The sequence below is a fragment of the Thiomonas delicata genome, assembly GCF_900088825.1.
GTDB lineage: Bacteria > Pseudomonadota > Gammaproteobacteria > Burkholderiales > Burkholderiaceae_C > Thiomonas_A > Thiomonas_A delicata.
The window spans coordinates 630,175-653,140 of the sequence record NZ_LT592170.1; the positions used below are offsets into that span (position 1 = coordinate 630,175).

Annotated in this window: 18 protein-coding genes and 1 pseudogene; 14 read left to right on the forward strand and 5 right to left on the reverse strand. The window is 64.3% G+C overall.

All coding sequences use genetic code 11. From position 1 onward, the window contains the following. Position 1 precedes the first annotated feature (1 nt). The 13 genes from THIARS_RS03025 to THIARS_RS03085 all read left to right on the forward strand — a co-directional run bounded on the left by THIARS_RS03025 (position 2) and on the right by THIARS_RS03085 (position 14,451). On the forward strand, positions 2–1,477 hold the full coding sequence (locus THIARS_RS03025) for a sigma-54-dependent transcriptional regulator (protein ID WP_094159413.1): 1,476 nt from the start codon (positions 2–4) through the stop codon (positions 1,475–1,477). Beyond that, positions 1,470–2,834, forward strand: a complete 1,365-nt coding sequence (locus THIARS_RS03030) for a PAS domain-containing sensor histidine kinase (RefSeq protein ID WP_094159414.1) — start codon at positions 1,470–1,472, stop codon at positions 2,832–2,834. Before THIARS_RS03025 ends, THIARS_RS03030 begins: the two co-directional genes overlap by 8 nt. Then, positions 2,827–3,828 carry an NADH-quinone oxidoreductase subunit B family protein gene (locus THIARS_RS03035; RefSeq protein ID WP_094159415.1) on the forward strand — a complete coding sequence of 334 codons (1,002 nt, stop codon included), beginning with the start codon at positions 2,827–2,829 and terminating at the stop codon, positions 3,826–3,828. Before THIARS_RS03030 ends, THIARS_RS03035 begins: the two co-directional genes overlap by 8 nt. Before the next feature lie 39 nt (positions 3,829–3,867). Then, positions 3,868–5,307 carry a nickel-dependent hydrogenase large subunit gene (locus tag THIARS_RS03040; RefSeq protein WP_094159416.1) on the forward strand — a complete coding sequence of 480 codons (1,440 nt, stop codon included), beginning with the start codon at positions 3,868–3,870 and terminating at the stop codon, positions 5,305–5,307. A 9-nt stretch (positions 5,308–5,316) separates the two neighbouring features. Further along, the gene (gene hypF, locus THIARS_RS03045; RefSeq protein ID WP_094159417.1) at positions 5,317–7,632 is read left to right on the forward strand and encodes a carbamoyltransferase HypF; all 2,316 of its coding nucleotides are present in this window, start codon (positions 5,317–5,319) and stop codon (positions 7,630–7,632) included. Position 7,633: 1 nt separating this feature from the next. Beyond that, positions 7,634–7,870 carry a HypC/HybG/HupF family hydrogenase formation chaperone gene (locus THIARS_RS03050; protein ID WP_094159418.1) on the forward strand — a complete coding sequence of 79 codons (237 nt, stop codon included), beginning with the start codon at positions 7,634–7,636 and terminating at the stop codon, positions 7,868–7,870. Then, entirely contained in the window at positions 7,867–9,006 is a 1,140-nt protein-coding gene (gene hypD / locus THIARS_RS03055; protein WP_094159419.1) for a hydrogenase formation protein HypD, read from the forward strand. The genes THIARS_RS03050 and hypD overlap by 4 nt, the downstream gene beginning before the upstream one ends. Beyond that, complete coding sequence (hypE, locus tag THIARS_RS03060) at positions 9,003–10,052, forward strand: hydrogenase expression/formation protein HypE (RefSeq protein WP_094159420.1); 1,050 nt, start codon at positions 9,003–9,005, stop codon at positions 10,050–10,052. The genes hypD and hypE overlap by 4 nt, the downstream gene beginning before the upstream one ends. Positions 10,053–10,060: 8 nt before the next feature. Then, entirely contained in the window at positions 10,061–11,773 is a 1,713-nt protein-coding gene (locus THIARS_RS03065) for a hydrogenase maturation protein (protein WP_094159421.1), read from the forward strand. 100 nt (positions 11,774–11,873) lie between these two features. Next, a complete protein-coding gene (locus THIARS_RS03070) occupies positions 11,874–12,119 on the forward strand; it encodes a 6-pyruvoyl trahydropterin synthase family protein (RefSeq protein ID WP_094159422.1) in 246 nt (81 codons plus the stop codon). A 249-nt stretch (positions 12,120–12,368) separates the two neighbouring features. Beyond that, positions 12,369–12,683, forward strand: a complete 315-nt coding sequence (locus THIARS_RS03075; RefSeq protein WP_094160592.1) for a BrnT family toxin — start codon at positions 12,369–12,371, stop codon at positions 12,681–12,683. Beyond that, positions 12,587–12,829: a BrnA antitoxin family protein gene (locus tag THIARS_RS03080; protein WP_094159423.1), complete on the forward strand. Its 243-nt coding sequence runs from the start codon at positions 12,587–12,589 to the stop codon at positions 12,827–12,829. The genes THIARS_RS03075 and THIARS_RS03080 overlap by 97 nt, the downstream gene beginning before the upstream one ends. A gap of 467 nt (positions 12,830–13,296) precedes the next feature. After that, positions 13,297–14,451 carry an ATP-binding protein gene (locus tag THIARS_RS03085; protein WP_094159424.1) on the forward strand — a complete coding sequence of 385 codons (1,155 nt, stop codon included), beginning with the start codon at positions 13,297–13,299 and terminating at the stop codon, positions 14,449–14,451. A 168-nt stretch (positions 14,452–14,619) separates the two neighbouring features. Here THIARS_RS03085 and THIARS_RS03090 read toward each other — a convergent pair. From THIARS_RS03090 to THIARS_RS03100, 3 genes and pseudogenes are all read right to left on the reverse strand, one after another. Continuing rightward, a pseudogene (locus THIARS_RS03090) lies at positions 14,620–14,929 on the reverse strand (IS5/IS1182 family transposase); the annotation flags it as partial. 1,130 nt (positions 14,930–16,059) lie between these two features. Continuing rightward, the gene (locus THIARS_RS03095) at positions 16,060–16,554 is read right to left on the reverse strand and encodes a DsrE family protein (protein ID WP_094159425.1); all 495 of its coding nucleotides are present in this window, start codon (positions 16,552–16,554) and stop codon (positions 16,060–16,062) included. A 147-nt stretch (positions 16,555–16,701) separates the two neighbouring features. Further along, positions 16,702–17,451: a haloacid dehalogenase type II gene (locus THIARS_RS03100; protein WP_222423023.1), complete on the reverse strand. Its 750-nt coding sequence runs from the start codon at positions 17,449–17,451 to the stop codon at positions 16,702–16,704. 92 nt (positions 17,452–17,543) lie between these two features. On the opposite strand from THIARS_RS03100, the gene THIARS_RS03105 reads away from it, so the two are divergent. Then, positions 17,544–18,428, forward strand: a complete 885-nt coding sequence (locus THIARS_RS03105) for a LysR family transcriptional regulator (RefSeq protein ID WP_094159427.1) — start codon at positions 17,544–17,546, stop codon at positions 18,426–18,428. Between the two features lie 775 nt (positions 18,429–19,203). Here THIARS_RS03105 and gyrB read toward each other — a convergent pair. Together gyrB and dnaN are read right to left on the reverse strand one after the other, a co-directional pair. After that, a complete protein-coding gene (gyrB, locus tag THIARS_RS03110) occupies positions 19,204–21,699 on the reverse strand; it encodes a DNA topoisomerase (ATP-hydrolyzing) subunit B (protein WP_094159428.1) in 2,496 nt (831 codons plus the stop codon). Positions 21,700–21,820: 121 nt separating this feature from the next. After that, on the reverse strand, positions 21,821–22,939 hold the full coding sequence (gene dnaN, locus THIARS_RS03115) for a DNA polymerase III subunit beta (protein ID WP_094159429.1): 1,119 nt from the start codon (positions 22,937–22,939) through the stop codon (positions 21,821–21,823). Between the last annotated feature and the right edge of the window lie 27 nt (positions 22,940–22,966).

The window sequence follows — 22,966 nt, forward strand, 5'->3', positions numbered from 1 at the left end:
CATGGCCACCAAGCCCACCATCCTGGTCGTCGATGACGAAGTGCGCTCGGTCGAGGCGCTGACGCGCGTGCTCGAGGACGACTTCGACGTGCTGCGCGCAACCAGCGCCGCGGCGGCGGAAGCGCTGCTGGAAAAGGAGTGGGTCCAGGTCATCCTGTGCGACCAGCGCATGCCCGAGACCACCGGAGTGGAGTTCCTCTCCCGGGTGCGGCAGCAGTGGCCGGAGGTGATCCGCATGATCATCTCCGGCTACACCGACTCGGAAGACATCATCGAGGCGATCAACGAAGCCGGCATCTACCAGTTCATCAGCAAGCCGTGGACACCCTCGGACCTTCTGCTCAAGTTGCACAACGCGGTGGACCTGTTCCGCCTGCAGCGCGAAAACGAGCAACTCTCCATCGAGTTGAAGCTCAAACCCGCCACCCTGAGCGACAGCCTGCAGGAGAAGCGCCGCGTACTACAGGCCCGCTTCGACTGGGACCAGGGCATCGTACGCGCGCCCGACAGCCCGCTCAACGCGGTGTGTGACACGGTGCGCACCGTCTCCACCTACGACGTCAACGTGATGGTGTGCGGCGAGTCCGGCACAGGCAAGGAACTGTTCGCGCGCGCCCTGCACTACAACAGCCTGCGCGGCGACAAGCCCTTCGTCGCCGAGAACTGCGGCGCCCTGCCCGACGACCTGCTCGAAAGTGAACTCTTCGGCCACAAACGCGGTGCCTTCACCGGCGCGGTGGAAGACCGCATCGGCCTGTTCGAGCGTGCCAACGGCGGCACGATCTTCCTCGACGAAGTGGGCGACATTTCCCCCGCCTTCCAGGTCAAGCTGCTGCGGGTGCTGCAGGAGGGCGAGATTCGCCCGCTGGGCAGCAACACCCGCCGCTCGGTCGACGTGCGGGTGCTGGCCGCCACGCACCGCGACCTCAAGGAGGAGGTGCGGTCGGGCCGCTTTCGGCAGGATCTGTTCTTCCGGCTGGCCACCTTCAGCATCGCCATTCCGCCGCTGCGCGAGCGCCGCACCGATATCCCGGTGCTGGCGCAGTCGCTGCTGCAGGAGGCCATGCGCACCCTGGGAAAGACGGTGCGCGGTATCACGCACGAAGCCCTGGCCTGCTTGCAGGCCTACGACTGGCCTGGCAATGTGCGCGAACTGCAGAACGAGATCAAACGCATGCTCGTGCTGGCACCCACCGATCAGCTCGGCGCCGAGCTGATTTCCCCGCACATCCTGCGTGGCACCACCGAGGAGGCGGCCGAGGCGCTCGACCTGCTCGCCGGCATCGACGGCTCGCTCAAGGAGCGAATGGAGTCGCTGGAGGCGCGCATCGTGAAGGAAACCCTCATCCGCCATCGTTGGAACAAGACCCGCGCGGCGCAAGAGCTAGGGCTGTCGCGCGTTGGCCTGCGCAGCAAGCTCGAGCGCTACGGACTGGAGAAGATCGAGCAGATCGAGGAGTGGGTCGACCATGGCTGATCTTCGCCACCTCGATCTGCGCGGCGAAGCGGCGGCACCACCGGGACCCGCCGCGCCGCTTGGCATGAGCGAAGACGCGTGGATCGAGGTCATCCACCGCATGGACGAGATCTACGCCGATCTGGTGCGCTACCAGGTGGACCTGGAAGAGAAGAACGCCGCGCTGGAAGAGGCGCAACGCTTCATCGACAGCGTGCTGTCATCCATGTCGGACGTGCTGGTTGTTGCGAACGTGCAGGGCCGCATTCAGCGGGCGAACAAAGCGATGGTCAACCTGCTCGGCCGCAGCGAGGCGGAACTCGTCGGTACCGAATTGTCGGCGCTGTTCGCGCTGTCCGCCGCGCCGATGATCGCCAACTTCCCCGACCACATCCGCACCGGCGGCATCCTCGATTGCGAAATCGAGATCCTTGCAGCCAACGGCGAGGCCGTGCCACTGGCGGTGAACTGTAGCCCCCGCTATGACAACGAGGGGACGCTATCGGGCATGGTGGTCACCGGCCGCCCGCTTGGCGAACTGCGGCGCGCCTACCGTGATCTACAGGAAACCCACAAGCAGCTCAAAACCGCGCAGCAGCACCTTGTACAGTCGGAGAAGATGGCCTCGCTCGGCCGTCTGGTGGCCGGCGTGGCACACGAACTGAACAACCCGATCAGCTTCGTGTTCGGCAACATGCACACCCTGCAACGCTATGGCGAACGCCTGCAGGACTACCTGGACCTGGTGCAACGCGGCGCCCCGCCCGACCTCCTGGAACAGGCGCGCAAGAGCAACCGTATCGACCGCATCCTCAAGGATCTCGGGCCGCTGATCGCCGGCTCGCTCGAAGGCGCGGAGCGGGTGAGCGACATCGTTCAGAACCTGCGCCACTTCGCCACCCCGCAGCACCAGAAGTGCAGCACCTTCGACCTCTGTCGCCTCGTCGAGTCCAGTCTGGCCTGGGTCAGCAAGGCCGTCCGCCAGCAGGCACAGATCCGCCTCGACATGCCCGCCGAGCTGCCCGTGCACAACAGCGAGGGCCATGTGCAGCAGATCCTAATCAACCTGATCCAGAACGCATTCGACGCCATGAACGGCATGGACCAGCCCCGGCTGGACCTGCGCGTCTCGGCTACGGACGGCCACGCTCGCGTCCAGGTGCGCGACCACGGCAGCGGCATCTCCGAGGACAACCTGTTGCGGGTGTTCGACCCTTTCTTCACCACCAAGGCTGTGGGCAAAGGCACCGGTCTGGGCCTGTACATCAGTTATGGCCTGGCAGCCGAGCAGTGCGCCGGTGCGCTCAGCGTGCGCAATCACCCTGATGGCGGCGCCGAGTTCACTCTTGAAATCCCGATGGAAGCCCCGCATGGCTGAACGCCTGAGTCTGCTTTGGTTGCAATCCGGCGGCTGCGGCGGCTGCAGCATGTCGCTGCTCAACGCAGAAGGGCCGGACCTCTACACTGCATTCGACCTTGCGGGCATCGACCTGCTCTGGCACCCCTCGCTCAGCGAGGCCAGCAACGGCGAACTGATCGCACTGCTGCAGGCCGTGGTGGATGGTACGCAGCGGTTGGACATCCTCTGCCTCGAAGGCGCGGTGATGCACGGCCCCGCCGGCACTGGACGCTTCCATATGCTGGCCGGCACCGGCCGCCCGGCGCGCGACTGGCTGGCCGACCTCGCAGCCAAGGCCCGCTACACCGTAGCCATCGGCAGTTGCGCGGCCTTCGGCGGCATCACCGCTGCGGGCGACAACACGCCCGAGGCCACCGGCCTGCAGTACGACGGAACCCGCAGCGGCGCCCTTTTGCCCGCGCTGTGGACCTCGCCCGGCGGCCTGCCGGTGGTCAATGTCGCCGGCTGTCCGGTGCATCCCGGCTGGGTGACCGACACCTTGGCCCAGCTCGCCCAGGGCGAACTGGGCCAGGCCGCGCTGGACGAACTCGCCCGCCCCCGCAGCTATACCGACCATCTGGTGCATCACGGCTGCGCGCGCAACGAGTTCTACGAGTTCAAGGCCAGCGCCGAAAAGCCCTCCGACCAGGGTTGCATGATGGAGCACATGGGCTGCCTCGGAACCCAGGCGCGGGCGGACTGCAACCTGCGCCCCTGGAATGGCGGCGGCTCCTGCCTCAAGGGCGGCTATGCCTGCATCAACTGCACCGCTCCGCGCTTCGAGGAGCCGGGCCGTCCGTTCACCGAAACGCGCAAGATCGGCGGCATCCCGGTCGGCCTGCCCAGCGACATGCCCAAGGCCTGGTTCGTCGCGCTGGCCTCGCTGTCCAAGGCTGCCACACCCGACCGCCTGCGCCAGAACGCGGTGGCCGACCACATCAAGGTGCGCCCCTCGATCAAGCGAAGGAAGTGAGATGCGCGTGATTGTCAACCATACCGAGGACCAACGCACATGAGCAGGCGCATCTTTGGGCCGTTCAACCGCGTCGAGGGTGACCTCGAGGTGCAGGTGGAGATCACCGACGGCGCTGTATCCGCCGCCTGGGTGAACTCGCCGCTATACCGCGGCTTCGAGCAGATCCTGCATGGCAAGGATCCGCGCGACGCCCTGGTCTACACCCCGCGCATCTGCGGGATCTGCTCGGTGTCGCAGTCGATGGCCGCCGCCGCCGCACTGCGCGCTGCCATGGGTGTGACCGAGGCCGACAACGGCGCGCTGGCCGCCAACCTGGTGCTGGCCTGCGAAAACCTCAGCGACCACCTCACCCATTTCTACCTGTTCTTCATGCCGGACTTCGCGCGCGAGGAATACGCCGATCATCCCGATTTTCCGGTCACCGCCGCGCGCTTCAAGGCGCAGACCGGCACCGCCTCGCGCGACATGCTGCCCGCGCGCGCCGCCTTCCTGCATCTCACGGGCATCCTCGCCGGCAAGTGGCCGCACAGCCTGGCGCTGCAGCCCGGCGGCACCACCCGCGCCATCGAGCCGCAGGAAAAAGCGCAGCTGCGCACCATCGTCGCGTTGTTCCGCCGCTTTCTCGAAACCACCCTGTTCGCCGACCGGCTGGAGCGGGTTGCCGCGATCGACTCTGCCGCCGCATTGCAGGCATGGGCGCAGGTCCATCCACAAAGCGACTTCGCCCATTTCCTGCGCCTGTCGTCCGCGCTCGGGCTCGACCGGCTCGGACGCGGCGGCGGCCGATTTCTGAGCTACGGTGCCTATGCCTTGCATGGCAGTCACCTGTTCGCACCTGGCATCTGGGACGGCGGGCCCAAGCCGCTCGACACCAACGCAATTACCGAGGACATCTCCCACGCCTGGCTGCACGGCCAGACGGAGCCGATGCACCCACTGCACGGCTGCACTCTCGCGAGTCTGGACAACCCCGGCGCTTATACCTGGTGCAAGGCCCCGCGGTTGGACGGTGCGGTGATGGAGACCGGCGCCCTGGCCCGCCAGGTGGTGGACGATCATCCCCTGGCGCGCGACCTCGCGGCCAATGGCAGCAGCGTGCATTCCCGCGTGGTGGCTCGCCTGCTCGAACTCGCCCGTGTGATTCCGGTGATGGAGCAGTGGATTGCCGCCCTGGAGCCCGGCGCGCCGTTCTGCAACGTTGCCGACGTTCCCGACGAGGCGGACGGAGCCGGCCTGGTAGAAGCCGCGCGCGGCAGCCTCGGCCACTGGCTGCGTATCCGCAAAGGGCGCATCCTTAACTACCAGATCATTGCCCCGACCACCTGGAACTTCTCACCGCGCGACGCCGCCGGCACACCGGGAGCTCTGGAGCAGGCGTTGGTGGGCACGCCCGTGAGCGCGCGCGGCGCCGAAAGCGCCGCCGTGCAGCACGTTGTGCGCTCCTTCGATCCGTGCATGGTCTGCACCGTGCACTGAAAGATCACCATGATTGTGCCCGCCGATACTGCTCCTGAACGCCGCTGCATCCGCGTCGCCGGCGTAGTGCAGGGCGTGGGCTTCCGACCTTTCGTCTGGCGACTGGCGCGGGAGCTGGGGCTGGCCGGTTGGGTGCGCAACGACGCCGCCGGTGTCGAGATCGAAGTGGAGGGCGAGACGGCGCGGTTGGCAGCTTTTGCCGAGCGGCTGCGACGCGACGCGCCGAGTTTGGCGCGGGTCGACTCGGTGGATGCGGCCGACGCGCCGCTGCGGGGCGGGAGCCAGTTCGCCATCCTGCCGTCCGCCGGCGGGGCCGCCGCGACCGCCATCCCGCCCGACGTGGCTACCTGCGCGGATTGCTTGGCCGACCTGTTCGACCCAGCCGACCGGCGCTGGCGCTATGCCTTCACCAACTGCACCCAGTGCGGCCCGCGCTATACCATCACCCGGCATCTGCCCTACGACCGTGCACAGACCAGCATGGCTGCGTTCACGCTCTGCCCGGACTGCGCCGCCGAGTACCACGACCCGGCATCGCGGCGCTTCCATGCCGAGCCCGACGCTTGCCCGGCCTGCGGGCCGCGGTTGGACTTGCGCGACGCCGCTGGCGAACCGATCCTCGGCGATCCGATCGCCCAAACGCTGCGGCTGCTGTCGGACGGCGCCCTCGTCGCCCTCAAGGGACTTGGCGGTTTTCACTTGGCGTGCGACGCGCGCAACGCGTCGTCCGTCGCCCGGCTGCGCGCGCGTAAGTCCCGCGAGGAGAAGCCCTTCGCCGTGATGTTCGCCAACCTCGCCAGCACCCGCGCGTTCGTTACGGCGGGCGACGCCGAGGCGGCGCTGCTGGAGTCGCCCGAACGCCCCATCGTGCTGCTCCGCAAGCGTCCCGGCTGCGACGACGCGCTGCCCGGCGTCGCCCCAGGCATCGCCTGGCTGGGCGCGATGCTGCCCGCCACCCCGCTGCAATGGCTACTGTTTCACGACGCCGCCGGCCGGCACGCCGGGAGGGCCTGGACCACCGAGCCGCAGGCCCTGACACTAGTGATGACCAGTGCCAACCCCGGCAGTGAGCCGCTGGTCGCCGACAATGACGAAGCGCGCACGCGTCTGGCGGGCATCGCCGACGCTCTGTTGATGCACAACCGCAACATCGTGATCCGCTGCGACGACTCGGTGATGCGCGTCGCCGCCGACGGCCCACGCTTTCTGCGCCGCGCTCGCGGCCACGTGCCGCGCGCCATACGCTTGCCCGCCGCCGGGCCGAGCGTGCTCGCCGTAGGCGGCTGGTTCAAGAACACCGTCTGCGTCACGCGCGGCAGCGAAGCCTTCGTGTCGCAGCACATCGGCGACCTCGACAACGCCCCGACGCGCGCCGCGCTGGGGGCGGCGGTCGAGCACCTGTGTGACATCCTCGACGTCGAACCAGCCATCGTCGCGCACGACCTGCACCCCGACTACTTCAGCAGCCGCTACGCGGCCGAATTCGCCGCGCGCCGCGGACTGCGCGCAGTCGCGGTGCAACACCACCACGCCCATGTCGCCGCCGTGCTGGCGGAGCACGGTATGACCCGGCCAGTGATCGGCCTGGCGCTCGACGGCGTCGGACTGGGAACCGACGGCAGCGCCTGGGGCGGCGAGCTGCTTCGCGTCGACGGCGCATGCTGTACCCGGCTAGGTCACCTGCGCCAGCTAGCGCTGCCCGGCGGCGATCGCGCCGCGCGCCAGCCCTGGCGATTGGGCGCCGCGGCGCTGTCTTCGCTGGGCCGCGGCGATGAGATCGCGACACGTTTTGCCGATCAGCCCGGCGCAGCCACGGTGGCGAAGATGCTCGCGCGCGGCCTCAATACCCCGCCGACCTCCAGCGCCGGGCGGCTGTTCGACGCGGCCGCCGCGCTCCTGGGCGTGCGCGCCGTCTGCTCCTTCGAGGCACAGGCGGCGATGCTGCTCGAAGGGCTGGCCGAACGCCACGGCGCGGTCGCGCCGCTGGCCGGCGGGTGGCGCCTCGACCCGGACGGCACGCTGGATCTGCGGCCACTGCTAGCGGCGATCGCCGACTGCCGAGACACAGGTTTCGGCGCCGCGCTGTTCCACCACACGCTGGCCGAGGCGCTGGCCGACTGGGCGGCTTTGGCCGCGCAGCGGCTGGGCCTCAACACTGTCGCGGCCGCCGGCGGCTGCCTGCTCAACGCCGTGCTGTCGCAGGGACTGCACGACCGCTTGGCCGCGCGTGACCTGCGGCTGCTGCAGGCAAACCAACTGCCGCCCAACGATGGCGGACTCAGCCTCGGGCAAGCTTGGGTGGCGATCAACGAAGGAGATCACTGACATGTGCCTAGCAATTCCCGCGCGCATCGCGCAAGTGAACGGTGACCAGGGCGTGGTCGACATGGGCGGAGTGCGTAAGGACGTATCGCTTGCGCTGCTTGACGAGGTTGTCATAGGCGACTACGTCATCGTCCACGTCGGCTTTGCGTTGAGCAAGCTCGATCCCGCCGAAGCCGAGCGCACCCTGGCACTGTTCGCCGAACTCGGCGCAGCGGCGATGCCAGAGGAGCGGACATGAGGTACGTCGACGAGTTCCGCGACGGCCGGCTAGCGCAGGGTATCGCGGCGGCCATTGCCCGAGAGGCCGATTCGGAGCGCAGCTACAGCTTCATGGAGTTCTGCGGCGGCCACACCCACGCCATCTCACGCTATGGTGTTACCGATCTTCTGCCGGCCAACGTGCGCATGATCCACGGCCCCGGCTGCCCTGTCTGCGTGCTACCCATTGGTCGCGTCGACATGGCCATCGAACTCGTACTGCAGCACGGCGTGACCCTGTGCACCTATGCCGACACCGTGCGCATTCCTGCCTCGAAGGGCCTGTCGCTGCTCAAGGCCAAGGCGGCAGCGGACGCGGGCGGCGGCGAGGTGCGGTTGATGTATTCGGCCGCCGACGCGCTGGCGCTGGCGCGCGAGCGGCACGACCGCCAAGTGGTGTTCTTCGCCATCGGCTTCGAAACCACCACCCCTCCGACCGCCGTGGTGCTCAAGCAGGCGCAGGCGCTCGGTCTGAACAACTTCTCAGTGCTGTGCTGCCACGTGCTGACCCCCTCGGCGATCGCCACAATCCTGGAATCGCCCGAGGTTCGCCAGTACGGCACCGTGCCGCTCGACGGTTTCGTCGGCCCCGCGCACGTATCGACCGTGATCGGCAGCCGGCCCTACGAGTTCTTCGCCGAGGAATACCGCAAACCCGTGGTGATTGCCGGGTTCGAGCCGCTGGACGTGATGCAGGCCATCCTGATGCTCGTGCGTCAGGTCAACGACGGCCGCGCCGAGGTCGAGAACGAGTTCAGCCGCGCCGTCAACCGCGACGGCAATGTTAAGGCGCAGAACCTGGTGGCCGAGGTGTTCGAGCTGCGCCGCGAGTTCGAGTGGCGGGGCCTGAACATCGTTCCGTACTCGGCGCTGCGCATCCGCGATGCCTATGCCGCATTCGATGCCGAGCGCCGCTTCTCGCTGGCCTACCGGCCGGTGGCCGACAACAAGGCCTGCGAGTGCGGCGCAATCCTTCGCGGGGTCAAGCGGCCCTGGGACTGCAAAGTGTTCGGCACCGTCTGCACACCGGAGACACCGTTGGGATCGTGCATGGTGTCGTCCGAAGGCGCCTGCGCGGCGCACTACACCTACGGCCGATATCGGCAAGTGACATGAAAACCATCAAACGCGACTACGTGCGCCCCTTGGACGTGAAGACCGGCCGGGTGGACCTGAGCCACGGCAGCGGCGGCCGGGCGATGGCTCAGCTGATCGAGGAACTGTTCGCGCGCGCCTTCGACAACGCTTTCCTGCGCCAAGGCAATGACGGCGCGCTGCTGCCGCCAGCCGGCGGCCGGCTGGTGATGGCCACCGACGCGCACGTGGTCTCGCCGCTGTTCTTTCCTGGCGGCGACATCGGCTGCCTGGCTGTGCACGGCACCATCAACGACGTGGCAATGATGGGCGCTACGCCGCTGTATCTGGCGGCGAGCTTCATCCTGGAGGAAGGTTACCCGCTAGCGGACCTGCGGCGTATCGTCGAATCGATGGCGGCTGCGGCGAAGACGGCGGGCGTGCCCGTGGTCACCGGCGACACCAAGGTCGTCGAGCGCGGCAAGGGTGATGGGGTGTTCATCGCCACCACAGGCATTGGGGTGGTACCCGAAGGAGTAAACGTCGGCGGCGACCGTGCCCGGCCGGGCGATTGCATCCTGCTCTCGGGCACACTGGGCGACCATGGCATGGCCATCATGGCGCAGCGCGAGAGCCTGGGATTCTCCTCCCCCATTGTCTCCGACACCGCGGCGCTGCACGCACTCACCGCCGCGATGCTCGCCACCGGAGTGGACATTCACGTGCTGCGCGACCCGACACGCGGCGGGCTAGCCACGACGCTGAACGAAATCGCCCGCCAGTCCGGAGTCGGCATGGCCATCGACGAGCCGGCCATCCCCGTCGACCCCGCTGTGGCCGCGGCGTGCGAGTTCCTCGGCCTAGATGCACTGTACGTCGCCAACGAGGGCAAGCTGGTCGCGATCGTCGCGCCTCAGGACGCCGACAGGGTGCTGGCGTCGATGCGTGCGCATCCGCTAGGCGCGCGCGCAGCCATCATTGGCAGCGTGGTCGAGGACGCGCACCACTTCGTACAGATGACCACCGGCTTCGGCGGCCGGCGCATCGTCGACTGGCTCTCCGGCGAGCAGCTGCCGCGCATTTGCTGAAGACCGTCATGCGCATCCTGTTCCTCACACATGCCTTCAATAGCCTGACGCAGCGGCTGTACGCCGAACTGACCGCGCTTGGCCACGAGATCTCGATCGAGTTCGACATCGCCGACGCGGTGGCGGAGGAAGCGGTGGCCCTGTTCCGCCCCGAACTGATCGTCGCGCCCTACCTGAGGCGGGCGATTCCCGCGTCGATCTGGCAAAACCATGTCTGCCTGGTGGTGCATCCGGGCGTCATTGGCGACCGTGGCCCCTCGGCGCTGGACTGGGCGATCCAGGAGGGCGAGGCCGACTGGGGCGTGACCGTGTTGCAGGCCGAAGCGGAGATGGACGCCGGCCCAGTCTGGGCCGCCGACACCTTCCCGATGCGCGCCGGGCGTAAGGCGAGCCTGTACCGCAACGAGGTAACCGAGGCAGCATGCCGCGCGGTGCGCGAGGCGGTCGAGCGCTTCGCTTCGGGGAGCTATCGCCCGGTACCGCCGGCTGCGGCTGGCTGCCGCGGCCGGCTGCGACCGCTGATGCGGCAAGACGATCGCCGCATCGACTGGGCGCGCGACACCACGGCCACGGTGCTACGCAAGCTCAATGCGGCCGACGGCTTCCCCGGCGTGGCCGATGTGCTGTTCGACCAGCCCTGCCGGCTCTACGACGCCTGGCCTGAGGCCGAGTTGCGCGGCGGCCGCCCTGGCGAAATCCTCGGCCGGCGCGAGACCGCGCTGCTGCGAGCGACGACTGACGGTGCGGTGTGGATCGGTCATGTGCGCCGCAGCGACGCGGACTTGGCGGTCAAGCTGCCGGCGGCGATGGCCCTCGCCGCCGAATCGGCCGTGCTGCCCGAGCTACCGCTGCCGGGCTGGTGGGCGGTGACACACGCCACCTGGCAGGACATCGCCTACAGCGAGGCCGACGGCGTGGGACTGCTGGCGTTCGAGTTCTACAACGGCGCAATGGGCACCCACCAATGCCACCGGTTGCTGCAGGCCTACCGCTGGGCGTGCACGCAGCCGACCCGGGTGATCGTGTTAGCGGGTGGCACCGATTTCTGGTCCAACGGCATCCACCTCAACCTGATCGAGGCAGCCGAAAGTCCGGCCGACGAGTCGTGGCGCAACATCAACGCCATCGACGACTTGGCCGAGGCCATCATCACCACTGGCTCGCACCTGACGGTGGCGGCGCTGCGTGGCAATGCAGGCGCGGGCGGCGCCTTCCTCGCCCGCGCCGCCGATCTAGTGTGGGCGCGCGCCGGCGTGCTGCTTAACCCACACTACAAAAACATGGGCAACCTCTACGGCTCGGAGTACTGGACCTACCTGCTTCCGCCGCGCGTGGGCGAGGCCGGCGCTCGCGCCATCATGCGGAACCGGCTGCCGCTGACGGCGCAGGCGGCGTTCGACCAGGGTCTGATCGATGCCTGCCTGACCGTCAATCCAGCAGGTTACGACGCGGAGGTGGCGCGCCGCGTTGCGGCGCTGGCGGCCGGACCGGACTTCGCGCAACTGATTGAGGCAAAGCATCGGCGCCGCGTCCGCGACGAGGCGGCCAAGCCGTTGGCGCGCTACCGCGAGGAGGAACTGGTGATGATGCGGCGCAACTTCTACGGCTTCGACCCCAGCTATCACGTTGCGCGTTACCACTTCGTGCGTAAGTCGCCGCACTCCTGGACGCCGCGACACCTCGCACGCCATCGCGACTTGCGGCCGGACACGGCGGCGTGAGCCAAGGTTCGCGCGGGAGCGTGGGGCCACGTCGACTGGAAACTGCCTACAGTGTTGGCACCTTCGCTACACGGACCTGTCGCCGACCGGACCCCCGGCAATGGGATGGACTGTGGACTTCGGTGACGTCAAACAGATCTTCGAACCCATCTTCAAATCGATCGATCACCACCCACTGTTCGAAGTCGAAGGCATTCGAGATGGCGACACGGCAAGCATCGCCGCCTGGGTTTTTGAGAATGCAGCGAGGAAACCCCCCGAACTGACACAAGTTGATCTGTACGAAACACCGGGCTGCGGATCCATATTGGCGATAGATAAGGATGGACCAATCTTGCCCATCTGATGACGGCGTACACGTATGTGCTGCGTGCCACAGCATCGTGGGGCAGCTGTGATGGGGTACCCCAGAAAAACCCGGCTAGCGGCGAATCGGCGGGAGTGATTGAAGAACTATCCCAACTTCGCCGCCAGCTTCTCCGTCTCGACGTGGGTGTACCGCCTGAGCGCCTGGGTCTCGCATTTTTAGGTCGCGTTGAGAAAGCATGCGTGAGGCAGCTTTCCCCGTATGCATTTTATATGTATAATTGCAACAATGGGCGTTGAGTTCGATCCGGCCAAGGCGCGCAGCAATCTACGCAAGCATGGTGTGAGCTTCGCCCACGCCGAGGATGCTTTGCACGACGGCATGGCGCTGACCATCGAAGACCCGGACGCGCGCGGCGAGCAGCGGTTTGTCACCCTGGGGATGGACTCGCTCGGGCGCGTGCTCGTCGTGGTGCATACCCAGCCCGGGCGAAACGGAGAAATACCATGCGTGAAGACTACGATTTCAGCAAAGGCAAGCGCGGCGCGGTCATCGCCACGCCAGGCAAGAAGCGCATCACCATTTATCTGGATGCCGACGTGATCGACAGCTTTCAGAAACAGGCCGAGCAAAAAGGCGTGGGCTACCAAACACTGATCAATGCGGCGTTGCGCGAGGCATCCAGCAAGGAGCCGGTCACGCTCGACGCGCTGCGGCGTGTCATCCGCGAGGAACTGCACGCGGCGTAGGGCGGCAAGGTCGCGATCCCACACCGACCCAGCCAAGGCTGGGTTTTTTGAGATGCCCGCCATGATGTCTCTGATGCACAAAGGCCCCGGCCAGGGCGTCAGCACGCTGGCCAGCGCGGGTTCGAGCGGCCTCGAGCGGCCTGTGCAGTCCGGGCACCCGTTCGCACTCGCGAGGACCATGCCCTGCAGCTCGCACGGTGCCACGAGCTTTTTGGCGGTGCGCTCGTAGCGCTCCCGGATGCCTTGGGCCGGCAGCTGCGCAGGGTCAACCACGGCCACGCTCAGGACTTCGGACACGCGAGGCACCAGGGTCACGATCGGTATAGAGCACCATAAAACACCCTAACTCGCGCCGGTGGTCGCGGCCACTTCCTTGATGTCAACCACCTTCGAATCAACCATAGGGCTGTATATAGAGGTATAAAATGCCATAATCGCCATCCCCATTCGTTCTGCAGACTTCTGACATGGCTACCGACCCGTTCTTCCATCGCCCCGACTTGGCCAACGAGTTGGCCAACGTCATCCTCAACGAGGCAGCTCTCGCGCCGGCGCGTTCCGGCCTGTTCCTGGCCGCACCGCGGCGCACTGGCAAGTCGACGTTCCTTCGCGAAGACCTGATGCCCGCGCTCGAGAAGCGCGGCGCAGCCGTGCTCTACGTCGACCTATGGGCCGACAAGACGATCGAACCCGGTTCGGCGATTGTCGCGCTCGTGCGCAGCGCGTTTGCACAGGATGACGGCTTCGTGCTCAAGATGGCGCGCAAAGCCGGTATGGACAAGGTCAACGTCGGGGGGCTGAGCTTCGATGTGGCCAAGGTGGGCTTAGGTACCGGTGTGAGCCTGAGCCAGGCGCTGGGCGCCCTGTCCGATCGCGTCAAGGCGCCCATCGTCCTGATGATCGACGAGGCTCAGCAAGCCGCGACCACCGACGAAGGCAACAACGCGCTGTTCGCATTGAAGGCGGCTCGCGATGAGCTCAACAGCACCCATCACTTTGGTCTGCGCATCGTGGCCACGGGCTCTAGCCGCTCCAAGCTGGCCATCCTGCGCGCCAGCAAGGACCAGGCGTTCTACAAGGCCATGCTGCGCGCCTTTCCGCCGTTGGGCGTCGACTATGTGAGGTGGTTTGTAGACAACGCCGGCCTGCCCACCCAGCTGGACGTAGACCGCACCCTGCGCAGCTTCGAGCGCGCCGCTTGGCGCCCGGAAGTGCTCATGCAGGCGCTCGGCGACCTGCCCGATGACAACGGCGTGCTGCCCCCCGCCGAGCGCCTGGACGACGCCTTCGAGGTCGCCGTGGCCGCGGCGATCGAGGAATCGGACGAGGCCATGCTCAAGGTCGTGCGGGCGCTCACGCCACTACAGGGTGCGGTGTTGCGCGTGTTGGCGATTCAGGGAGACGGCTACACCCCTTACGCGGCTGCGTCGCTCAAGGCGTACTCCGAGCAGCTGGCCCAGCTGGATCCGGATAGCGTGGACAAAGTCAATGTCCCCAACGTTCAGAGCACCCTCGAAGCTCTGCAGGCGAAATCGCTCGTGTGGCGAGCCGCGCACGGGGAGTACGCCCTCGAGGAGCAAGGCCTCGTCGATCTCATGCGCAGCAAGGGCCTGCTGGCTTGAGTTCCACCGTCGGCTTAGTTGCGCGTATAAGTCACTGATTTTGCTCTATGTGCATCAGAGCCATCATGGCGTGAGATGCCTTTTATGTTCAATGACTTGCGCGCGCTCATGGGCGGCAGTCTAGGTGTCCTGCCGGATTGAGACGCCCACAGCTAAATCCGGATACCCGTCTTTGGGCACGCCGAAGTCGCGCGCGTAGCGTCCCCCGCGCGGTTTGCCGTCGGGTCCGCGAGGGCGGCGATCATCATCGCCACCGCGCGTCGGCCTCGCGCTGGCGTTGCTCCAGGCGTTCGCGCGCCTGGCGGATCGCATCAAGTCGCGCCTGGCGCCGCTCGATCTCGGCCGGGATGTCCAGCACCGGCTCCTGCGCCTCGGCCTCGTCGGTGGCCTTCGCTCGCGCCAGCAGCGCGTCGATCTGCTTCTTGAGCTCGGCCTCGGTGTGCTGCATGCGCGCATAGCTCATCGTCTTGTGGCGGCTCCGTAAGCTCCCACCATCAAGTAGGCAGGTCAGAGGTAGAGACGCGTGGGACCTGATCCGGTGCTGCACGTTCAATCGAGGGTCGATTTACATGACCTCGAACGGGAAAAGGTGAACGTTGGCCCGCGGTTTTGACACTATGTTCCATCGGCGTTGGCATCCGGGACTGATGCGACGCCTCAACTGCTGACGCCGAGCATGTCAGCAACCGTGCCGAAGATGCTCAGGACTACCACTTTGGGCGTCACCCTTCCCGGGAAACCCCCTGTCGAGCCGGCCCAATTTGCCTGCAGATCTGCCCCGAAAAACTTCTACGGTGGCGCGGCCATTTGACACACTGTTCTTGGGCTAAAGTGGCTCCACCAGCATCGAGGGCGCCAAATTTCTACACTCTGCCATGCCCTGGGCTAGCGTCGATCGGCGCCTTCCACTCTGGCGCGGTTTTCACACTTTGTTATGCGGATCCTAGAGGAGGGAGCTGGGAACAAACTCTCAAAAGCGAAACAAAGTCTCAAAATCCGGACGGAGACTAGCTCCGAAGTGGGAAACAAAGTTTCAAACAATCGACAATGATTGAATAAAAACAGCAACTTAGCAAGCCAAGAAAGCGCACGCAACCCAACCCCTCACGCCGCGACAATGCAAGGGAAGACAACTCCGCTCCCCAGTGGGCTGTCACGCCCCTGGCCCGGGCCCGACGGCGCAGCGAATCAAATAGTTGCCGCGCAAACGCTCGTCGGTGGTGAGCCCCCGACGGGTAAGTTAAGGGTAAGAGCTGCCACGGGAGGGCGGCACTTGGAGACGAGAAGTAGCCGAGCGCGGGGTGGTGAGCGACAGCAGTTCGGCCTAAGCGGTCTGTCGCACAATCGGGCCGGGTGGCTGTAGTCGGCCATGAGCCGACATCGGCGAATGTCGGCTATCGAAAGGATGTGCCCTACGCCACCCATCGAAAGGACTACGCACGGCGCTCCCATCCAGCAGAGAGTCCTTGGCTGACTGGCAAGCACGTCGTTGCGCAGCAAGGGCATAACCTCGCTTGCCCAAACCTCGCTCAGCGGATCCTCGCGGGTACGCAAGCCTCGTGGACCGTGTTGCGACGGCAAGCCGTCCTACGGCACAGTACCCATGGATTAGGGCTTGATGTAAGCGAACTCAGCTTTTTCGAGTTGCATGATGCGCGCAACGCCGGCCGGTACCACCACCGCCTGCGGCACCAGTTCTGGCATATGGCCAAGCTTCTTGGCCATACCTTCCATGGTCGTATGGCAGGCGTCGAACTCCACACCCTCGATGTCCAGCGATGCGATGCGCTGCGCCACCGAGCTGTTCTTGAGCAACATGGGCAGGCCAGGGCCATAGGCCACGATGACGATCCGCACTTTTTCCTGGCCAAAGTAGTCGAGCAGATTCTGCGCATTGTTGAGCGCCAGATTCCACAGCGCCGGGTCGTCCTGGCTCACCTGCATCACCACCTTGTATTGGGCAAACGGCAGGTCGTGGATGAACGCGGGCTTGTCGAAGTTGAAGTCTTTCAACATCGACGGGTTGGCCGCCTGGGCCAGGCCAGTGCAGCCTAGCACCAGCGTCAGGCTCAGCAAGGCGCTCTTGAATGGCGATGTGTTCATGTTGTCTCCTCATGAGTGGGGTGGTGAGCCGCGTTCTACGATAAGGCGACGGGAAGAAGCCTGCCGATGCGCTGCGGATGCGGCGCACCTCTAAATGGATAAATATTTTCAAAGTTTGATCACAGCCGGGCCAGTCGGAACGACTCGCTATCCTCGCCGGTCGACGAAGCTTGATAGGGCCGCAAACGACGAAGCAATCTTGTCAGGCATTTGGCCGAGTTGCTCAACCGGCATGCCCATACGATTAACCCAAATGGTTGGGAAACCAAATATTTTTGCCCCTGCCGCATCCCAGCCAGCAAAAGCCACAAAGGCGATTTCGTCGCGCTGCAGCTTGAAGGCATCTACTGCCATCTGGTAGGTTCGTGGATCCGGCTTATACACCCGCACTGCGTCGGTAGACAGCAAGTGATCAAATACGCCGGCAAGATCGGAATTTTTAATGCCAGCCTCCAACATCGGCACCGTGAAATCGTTCAGGGGCGCCAGCCCCAACCCGCGGTTTTTTAATCTTTTTAGGACTGGCACAACATCCGGCCATGTTTTCATATCCATGAAACCAGCCATCAATCGTTGGCGTTTATCGCTCGGAAGTGCGATTTTTTCAGAATTCGCAGCAAAAATTAGCGCATCTTCAGCTACGCGCAAGAAATCGGCGTAATTTCCCATAATCGTGCGCAACCATGTATATTCGAATAAGTGTGTGCGCCACGATGCCACCAAAGCCGCACCTCTATCAGGAAACATTTTTTCAGCCGTTGAGAAAATCGGTCGCGGGTCAAAGAGTGCAAGCCCATCGAAAGCGACAGCCTTGATGCGACGACTGGCTGCCCAAGCGGGCATCATTTGAGCTGCCGAGGTTGCCATGGCGGCGCCTACGAATCCACGTCGATTCATAACATTCTCCATCGATCTGTGGTAGTGTAGAAGATGGCAACTAAATATACTATTGATCGATTTTGCAATTCATCATTCATTATTCTTGAATTATGGACAAGCTAGACGAGTTAGCGCTGCTTATCGCCATTTTGGACGAGGGTACGTTGATCGCCGCAGCGCACAAAACAGGGCGCTCCCCAGCCTCGGTTACGCATATTCTCAACGAGATGGAAACGCGGATCGGCGTGCGCCTGATTGAACGAACAACGCGCAAGCTGGCCCCGACCGAGGCTGGGCGTCGCTTGGCTGATAGTGGCCGCCGCATACTTAGCGACTACGATGAGTCGCTCCATGAAGCAATGGGCCAAGCCGTCAGTCCGACCGGATTGTTGCGCGTGTCAGCGCCGCTCATGTTTGGGCGCCGCCACTTGGCACCAATTGCCACGCGCTACCTTGACATGTACCCACAAGTGTCGATCGAATTGCTATTGTCGAATGAAATGGTGGATCTCATCGATCATAAAATCGACGTCGCCTTACGCATTGGCGCACTTAACGATTCGCGCCTGACCGTGCGCCAAATCGGTGAGGTTCGGCGCATCATTGTCGCCAGCCCGGATTATCTGAGTAAGCACGGATTGCCGACAAACCCCGACTCACTAGCCCAGCATACGCTCGTTATGATGTCGATTCGAGGTGAAGTACAACCTTGGAATTTGACTGCTCAGGCGCATAGCCGTTTCGTCGTAAACCAAGCAGAGACCATGATCGATGCCGCCATTTCTGGTATCGGGCTGGCGCGTCCGCTATCGTATCAAGTGATCGACGAGATAAAATCAGGAAAATTAGTTCGAGTCCTGAGTCAATTCGAGCCTGCGCCAATTCCGGTGAGCTTGGTATTCACTAGCCGCAAGCACATTCCTATGCGAACTCGTGCCTTCCTTGACATCGCTGTAGGAGCGCTCAAACAAGTGGAAGGCATTCAGTACAGCTAGCTGGCCTTTGAAATACCACGATTCACAGTGTGGTGTCATTCAAAATGCTTATATCCATCAGATAAAGGCGATTTCTCCCGCCTCGATAAAGCGAGTCAGGTGCATCTGAATGTCATGGAGATAGGCCCTGTCGATGGGGCGAAGGCCAGAAAACAATATTTCAACAACTTGCTAACGAACGCCTGCGCGGAACACCGGCTTTAGCTCATTAATCGGCGCCTTATGGCGCACGATTAGCGTCGTGCGGGCAATGGCTGAGAAGTGCCGTTTATCTTTCGATCTAGACATATCTTCAATGACCAAGGGTTTCTCCAAAATCCCATGTGTCCGCTTTGAATCAGTGATTCTTGGATATTGAGTGACTGGTGAGGGTCGGCACCGGCCCTTGCGCGACGCGGCTTCGATGACCGCCCTGGCCGAGGAGTGGACGCCCACAATCCCTTAGTGCGTTGGAACGAGCGGCGCCCCCGCGCGGGACGAGTCCCGTGCGATCCCGGGATGCCTCCCGAAGGGATCGGGAGCCGCGCCAAGAGGAACATCCCCTGCAGAGCGCTTCAAGCTCGCTGCCTTCAACTTCCAGACCGGCACACCCCGACGTTCCATCCAGCTCGAGGCGGGACAGGTCTTATCTGCACGGGACAGCCTTTAACTGCAAGTTCAATGGCGAAGGACTCACGCATAACCTATTGATCAAAAAGAAAAATCCCCAAACCTTGGGGCCGGGGATTTTTTGGCAAGTGTGAGAATTTTTGCAAGTCAGATGAGAACCTACAGCCTACACGTCGAGGTTCGCCGCGCGCAGGGCGTTGGTTTCGATGAAGTCGCGCCGGGGTTCCACTTCGTCCCCCATGAGCATGGTGAACACGCGGTCGGCCTCGATGGCGTCGTCGATCTGCACGCGCAGCATGCGCCGCACGGCGGGGTCCATGGTGGTTTCCCAGAGCTGGCTGGGGTTCATTTCACCGAGGCCCTTGTAGCGCTGGCGGCCCACGCTGGCTTCGGCCAGGCGCAGCAACCAGGTCATGGCTTCGCGGAAGTCGGCCACGGCGGCTTGTTTCGCGTTGTCGCCCTGGCCCTTGCTGACCTGGGCGCCGGTGCCCAGCAGGCCCTTGAAGGTTTGCGCGGTTTGCGCCAGCACGGCGTAGTCGGCGCCATGCGTGAAGTCGGCGGTGATGACGCTGCTGCGCACGTTGCCGTGGTGGTGGCGCGCGATGCGCAGGAGTTGCTTGTCGCTGCGCGGATCGGTTTCGGCGCGCACCACGGGCACCACGCCGTTGGCGTGCGCGGCGAGCAGCGCGGCCTGCAGTTTCTCGGCCGAGGCCTGCGCCTGCTCGGGGGTGTCGAGGGCGATGTCGACCCCGCCGGCGATGGCGCGCAAGCCTTCTTCGTCCATGAAGGCGGACAGGCGCGCGATCACGCCCTCGGCCAGCATGTACTGGCGGGCCAGTTGTTGCAGGGCCTCGCCGCTGAGGGTGGCGGCGCCGGGCTGGCTGCTGGTGAGCACGGCGGCGTCGCGCAAGGCTACTTGCAGCAGGTAGGCGTCGAGTTCGTGCGCGTCCTTCAGGTACTGCTCGTCCTTGCCGTGCTTGACCTTGTAGAGCGGCGGCTGGGCGATGTAGATATGCCCGCGCTCGACGAGTTCGGGCATCTGGCGGTAGAGGAAGGTGAGCAGCAGGGTGCGGATGTGGGCGCCGTCGACGTCGGCGTCGGTCATGATGATGATGCGGTGGTAGCGCAGCTTGGCGACGTTGAAGTCGTCCTTGCCGATGCCGGTGCCCAGCGCGGTGATGAGGGTAAGGATTTCGTTGCTGGTGAGCAGCTTCTCGTAGCGCGCTTTCTCGACGTTGAGAATCTTGCCGCGCAGGGGAAGAATGGCCTGGAACTTGCGGTCGCGGCCTTGTTTGGCGCTGCCGCCGGCGGAGTCGCCCTCGACGATGTAGATCTCGCACAAGGCGGGGTCCTTCTCCTGGCAGTCGGCCAGTTTGCCGGGCAGGCCCATGCCGTCGAGCACGCCCTTGCGGCGGGTGAGTTCGCGCGCCTTGCGCGCGGCCTCGCGGGCGCGCGCGGAGTCGACGATCTTGCTGCAGATGATCTTGGCGTCGTTGGGGTTCTCGAGCAGGAAGTCGGTGAGCGCCTTGGCCACCACCTCTTCCACCGGAGCGCGAACCTCGCTGGAGACGAGCTTGTCCTTGGTCTGGCTGGAAAACTTCGGGTCCGGCACTTTCACCGACAGCACGCAGGTCAGGCCTTCGCGCATGTCGTCGCCGGTGACCTCGACCTTGGCCTTCTTGGCCAGCTCGTTGTCGTCGATGTATTTGTTGATCACCCGGGTCATGGCCGCGCGCAGGCCGGTGAGGTGGGTGCCGCCGTCGCGCTGGGGAATGTTGTTGGTGAAGCAGAGCACGTTCTCGGCGTAGCCGTCGTTCCACTGCATGGACACTTCGCTGATGATGGGCGAACCCTGCTCGGTCATTTTCTCGCCCGAGGCGTAGAAGATGTTGGGGTGCAGGACGCTCTTGCCGCGGTTGATGTACTCCACGAAGCCCTTGACCCCGCCGGTGTAGGCGAAGTTGTCTTCCTTGCCCTGGCGCTCGTCGAGCAAACGGATTTTCACGCCGTTGTTGAGGAAGGACAGTTCGCGCAGGCGCTTGGCCAGCACGTCGTAGTGGAAGTCGATGTTCTCGAAGATCTCGGCATCGGGCAGGAAATGCACCTCGGTCCCGCGTTTGTCGGTCTTGCCCAGCACGCGCATGGGCGAGATTTCGATGCCGTCGCGCTGCTCCACGATGCGGTTCTGCACGGTGCCGCGCGCGAATTCCAGCACATGCACTTCGCCATCGTGCCGCACCGTCAGGCGCAACCACTGCGAAAGCGCGTTGACGCAGCTCACGCCCACACCATGCAAGCCGCCCGAAACCTTGTAGCTGTTCTGGTTGAACTTGCCGCCGGCATGCAGTTCGGTGAGAGCGATTTCGGCTGCGCTGCGCTTGGGCTCGTGCTTGTCGTCGAGCTTGATGCCGATCGGGATTCCGCGACCGTTGTCCGACACGCTGATGGAGTTGTCGGAATGGATGGTGACCACGATGTCGTCGCAGTACCCGGCCAGCGCCTCGTCAATCGAGTTGTCCACCACCTCGAACACGAGATGATGCAGTCCCGTGCCGTCCGAGGTGTCGCCGATGTACATCCCCGGACGCTTGCGTACCGCCTCCAGGCCCTCGAGGATTTGGATGGACGATTCGTTGTAACTATTGCTGGGTGTGTCGCTCATAGGGAAAACTCGATCAGAACATCACATGGGCCGGCAGTTGCCGGCCCACGGTTTTCGGGAAAACCAGGTGGAAAATCTGTGGATTGACTGTGGTTGACGCCAATGGAAACCGTCGATCGCGTCAGATGCGCATCGGCATCACCACGTATTTGAACGAGGCATCGTCGGGTAGCGTCATCAGCACGCTGCTGTTGCCGTCCTGCAAGTCCAACCGGACGGTTTCGCCGGGCAGGTTCGACAGCACGTCGATGAGATAGGCGACGTTGAACCCGATCTCGATGGGATCGCCACTGTAGTCCACATCGAGTTCCTCCTGCGCCTCTTCCTGTTCCGCATTGGTCGAGGAGATGCGCAAGGCGCCGGGTTCGAGATTGATGCGCACGCCCTTGAACTTGTCGCTGGTGAGAATCGCCACGCGCTGCAGGGCCGCCAGCAAAGTCTGCCGCGACAGTTGCAAATGGTTCTTGTGTCCCTTGGGAACCACGCGCTGGTAGTCTGGAAACTTCCCTTCGACGAGCTTGCTCACGAGTTCCATGTCGCCGAAGCTCAGTTTCGCCTGATTCGACGCGAACCGCATCGCAATGGGCTCTTCGCCGTCGGCCAACAGGCGGAGCAATTCCATGACGGTCTTGCGCGGCAGGATGACTTCCCGCTTCTCGGCCAGGCCTTCGACCTGGGCACTGACCAGGGCAAGGCGGTGGCCGTCCGTCGACACCAGGGTGAGTTGGTGCCCGTCGGCGACCAGCAGAAGGCCGTTGAGGTAGTAGCGGATGTCATGCTGGGCCATGGCGAAGTGCACCAGCGCGAGCATGCGCTTGAACTGACCCTGGCCGATGACCAAGGGCTGCGCAGAATAGTCCGCGGCTTCCTTGACCAGAGGAAAGTCCTCCGCGGGCAGGGTTTGCAGTGAAAACCTGGACTTGCCGCAACGAACCGTGAACTTGCCGTCGGCCCATTCCAGCGCCGCTTCGGGCGCCGGCGCCGCGCGCAGGATGTCGATCAGCTTGCGCGCATTCACGGTGGTGGCTTGCAAGTCCGCCGTCGCGGCATGGCCTTCCCCCAGGGTCGTGCGCATGCGCATCTGGATTTCCATATCGCTGGTGGTCAACGCGAGATCGGCGTCCACCGGCTGCATCAACACATTGGCCAACACAGGCAGTGTTTGGCGCCTCTCCACGATGCCGGCCACGCCCCCCAGTCCCTTGAGCAGGGCCTCACGCGATACGGTCAATCTGTTCATTATGAATATTCCTTTTCAGAATAGGAC

What these genes read in the sequence shown, in the direction of transcription:
- THIARS_RS03035 (WP_094159415.1), top strand. Translation starts at nt 2,827, where the DNA reads ATGGCTGAACGCCTGAGTCTGCTTTGGTTGCAATCCGGCGGCTGCGGC.
- THIARS_RS03075 (WP_094160592.1), top strand. Translation starts at nt 12,369, where the DNA reads ATGGGCGTTGAGTTCGATCCGGCCAAGGCGCGCAGCAATCTACGCAAG.
- THIARS_RS03030 (WP_094159414.1), top strand. Translation starts at nt 1,470, where the DNA reads ATGGCTGATCTTCGCCACCTCGATCTGCGCGGCGAAGCGGCGGCACCA.
- dnaN (WP_094159429.1), bottom strand. Translation starts at nt 22,939, where the DNA reads ATGAACAGATTGACCGTATCGCGTGAGGCCCTGCTCAAGGGACTGGGG.
- hypE (WP_094159420.1), top strand. Translation starts at nt 9,003, where the DNA reads ATGAAAACCATCAAACGCGACTACGTGCGCCCCTTGGACGTGAAGACC.
- THIARS_RS03095 (WP_094159425.1), bottom strand. Translation starts at nt 16,554, where the DNA reads ATGAACACATCGCCATTCAAGAGCGCCTTGCTGAGCCTGACGCTGGTG.
- THIARS_RS03070 (WP_094159422.1), top strand. Translation starts at nt 11,874, where the DNA reads ATGGGATGGACTGTGGACTTCGGTGACGTCAAACAGATCTTCGAACCC.
- THIARS_RS03025 (WP_094159413.1), top strand. Translation starts at nt 2, where the DNA reads ATGGCCACCAAGCCCACCATCCTGGTCGTCGATGACGAAGTGCGCTCG.
- THIARS_RS03100 (WP_222423023.1), bottom strand. Translation starts at nt 17,451, where the DNA reads ATGAATCGACGTGGATTCGTAGGCGCCGCCATGGCAACCTCGGCAGCT.
- THIARS_RS03040 (WP_094159416.1), top strand. Translation starts at nt 3,868, where the DNA reads ATGAGCAGGCGCATCTTTGGGCCGTTCAACCGCGTCGAGGGTGACCTC.
- hypD (WP_094159419.1), top strand. Translation starts at nt 7,867, where the DNA reads ATGAGGTACGTCGACGAGTTCCGCGACGGCCGGCTAGCGCAGGGTATC.
- THIARS_RS03105 (WP_094159427.1), top strand. Translation starts at nt 17,544, where the DNA reads ATGGACAAGCTAGACGAGTTAGCGCTGCTTATCGCCATTTTGGACGAG.
- hypF (WP_094159417.1), top strand. Translation starts at nt 5,317, where the DNA reads ATGATTGTGCCCGCCGATACTGCTCCTGAACGCCGCTGCATCCGCGTC.
- THIARS_RS03050 (WP_094159418.1), top strand. Translation starts at nt 7,634, where the DNA reads ATGTGCCTAGCAATTCCCGCGCGCATCGCGCAAGTGAACGGTGACCAG.
- THIARS_RS03080 (WP_094159423.1), top strand. Translation starts at nt 12,587, where the DNA reads ATGCGTGAAGACTACGATTTCAGCAAAGGCAAGCGCGGCGCGGTCATC.
- THIARS_RS03065 (WP_094159421.1), top strand. Translation starts at nt 10,061, where the DNA reads ATGCGCATCCTGTTCCTCACACATGCCTTCAATAGCCTGACGCAGCGG.
- THIARS_RS03085 (WP_094159424.1), top strand. Translation starts at nt 13,297, where the DNA reads ATGGCTACCGACCCGTTCTTCCATCGCCCCGACTTGGCCAACGAGTTG.
- gyrB (WP_094159428.1), bottom strand. Translation starts at nt 21,699, where the DNA reads ATGAGCGACACACCCAGCAATAGTTACAACGAATCGTCCATCCAAATC.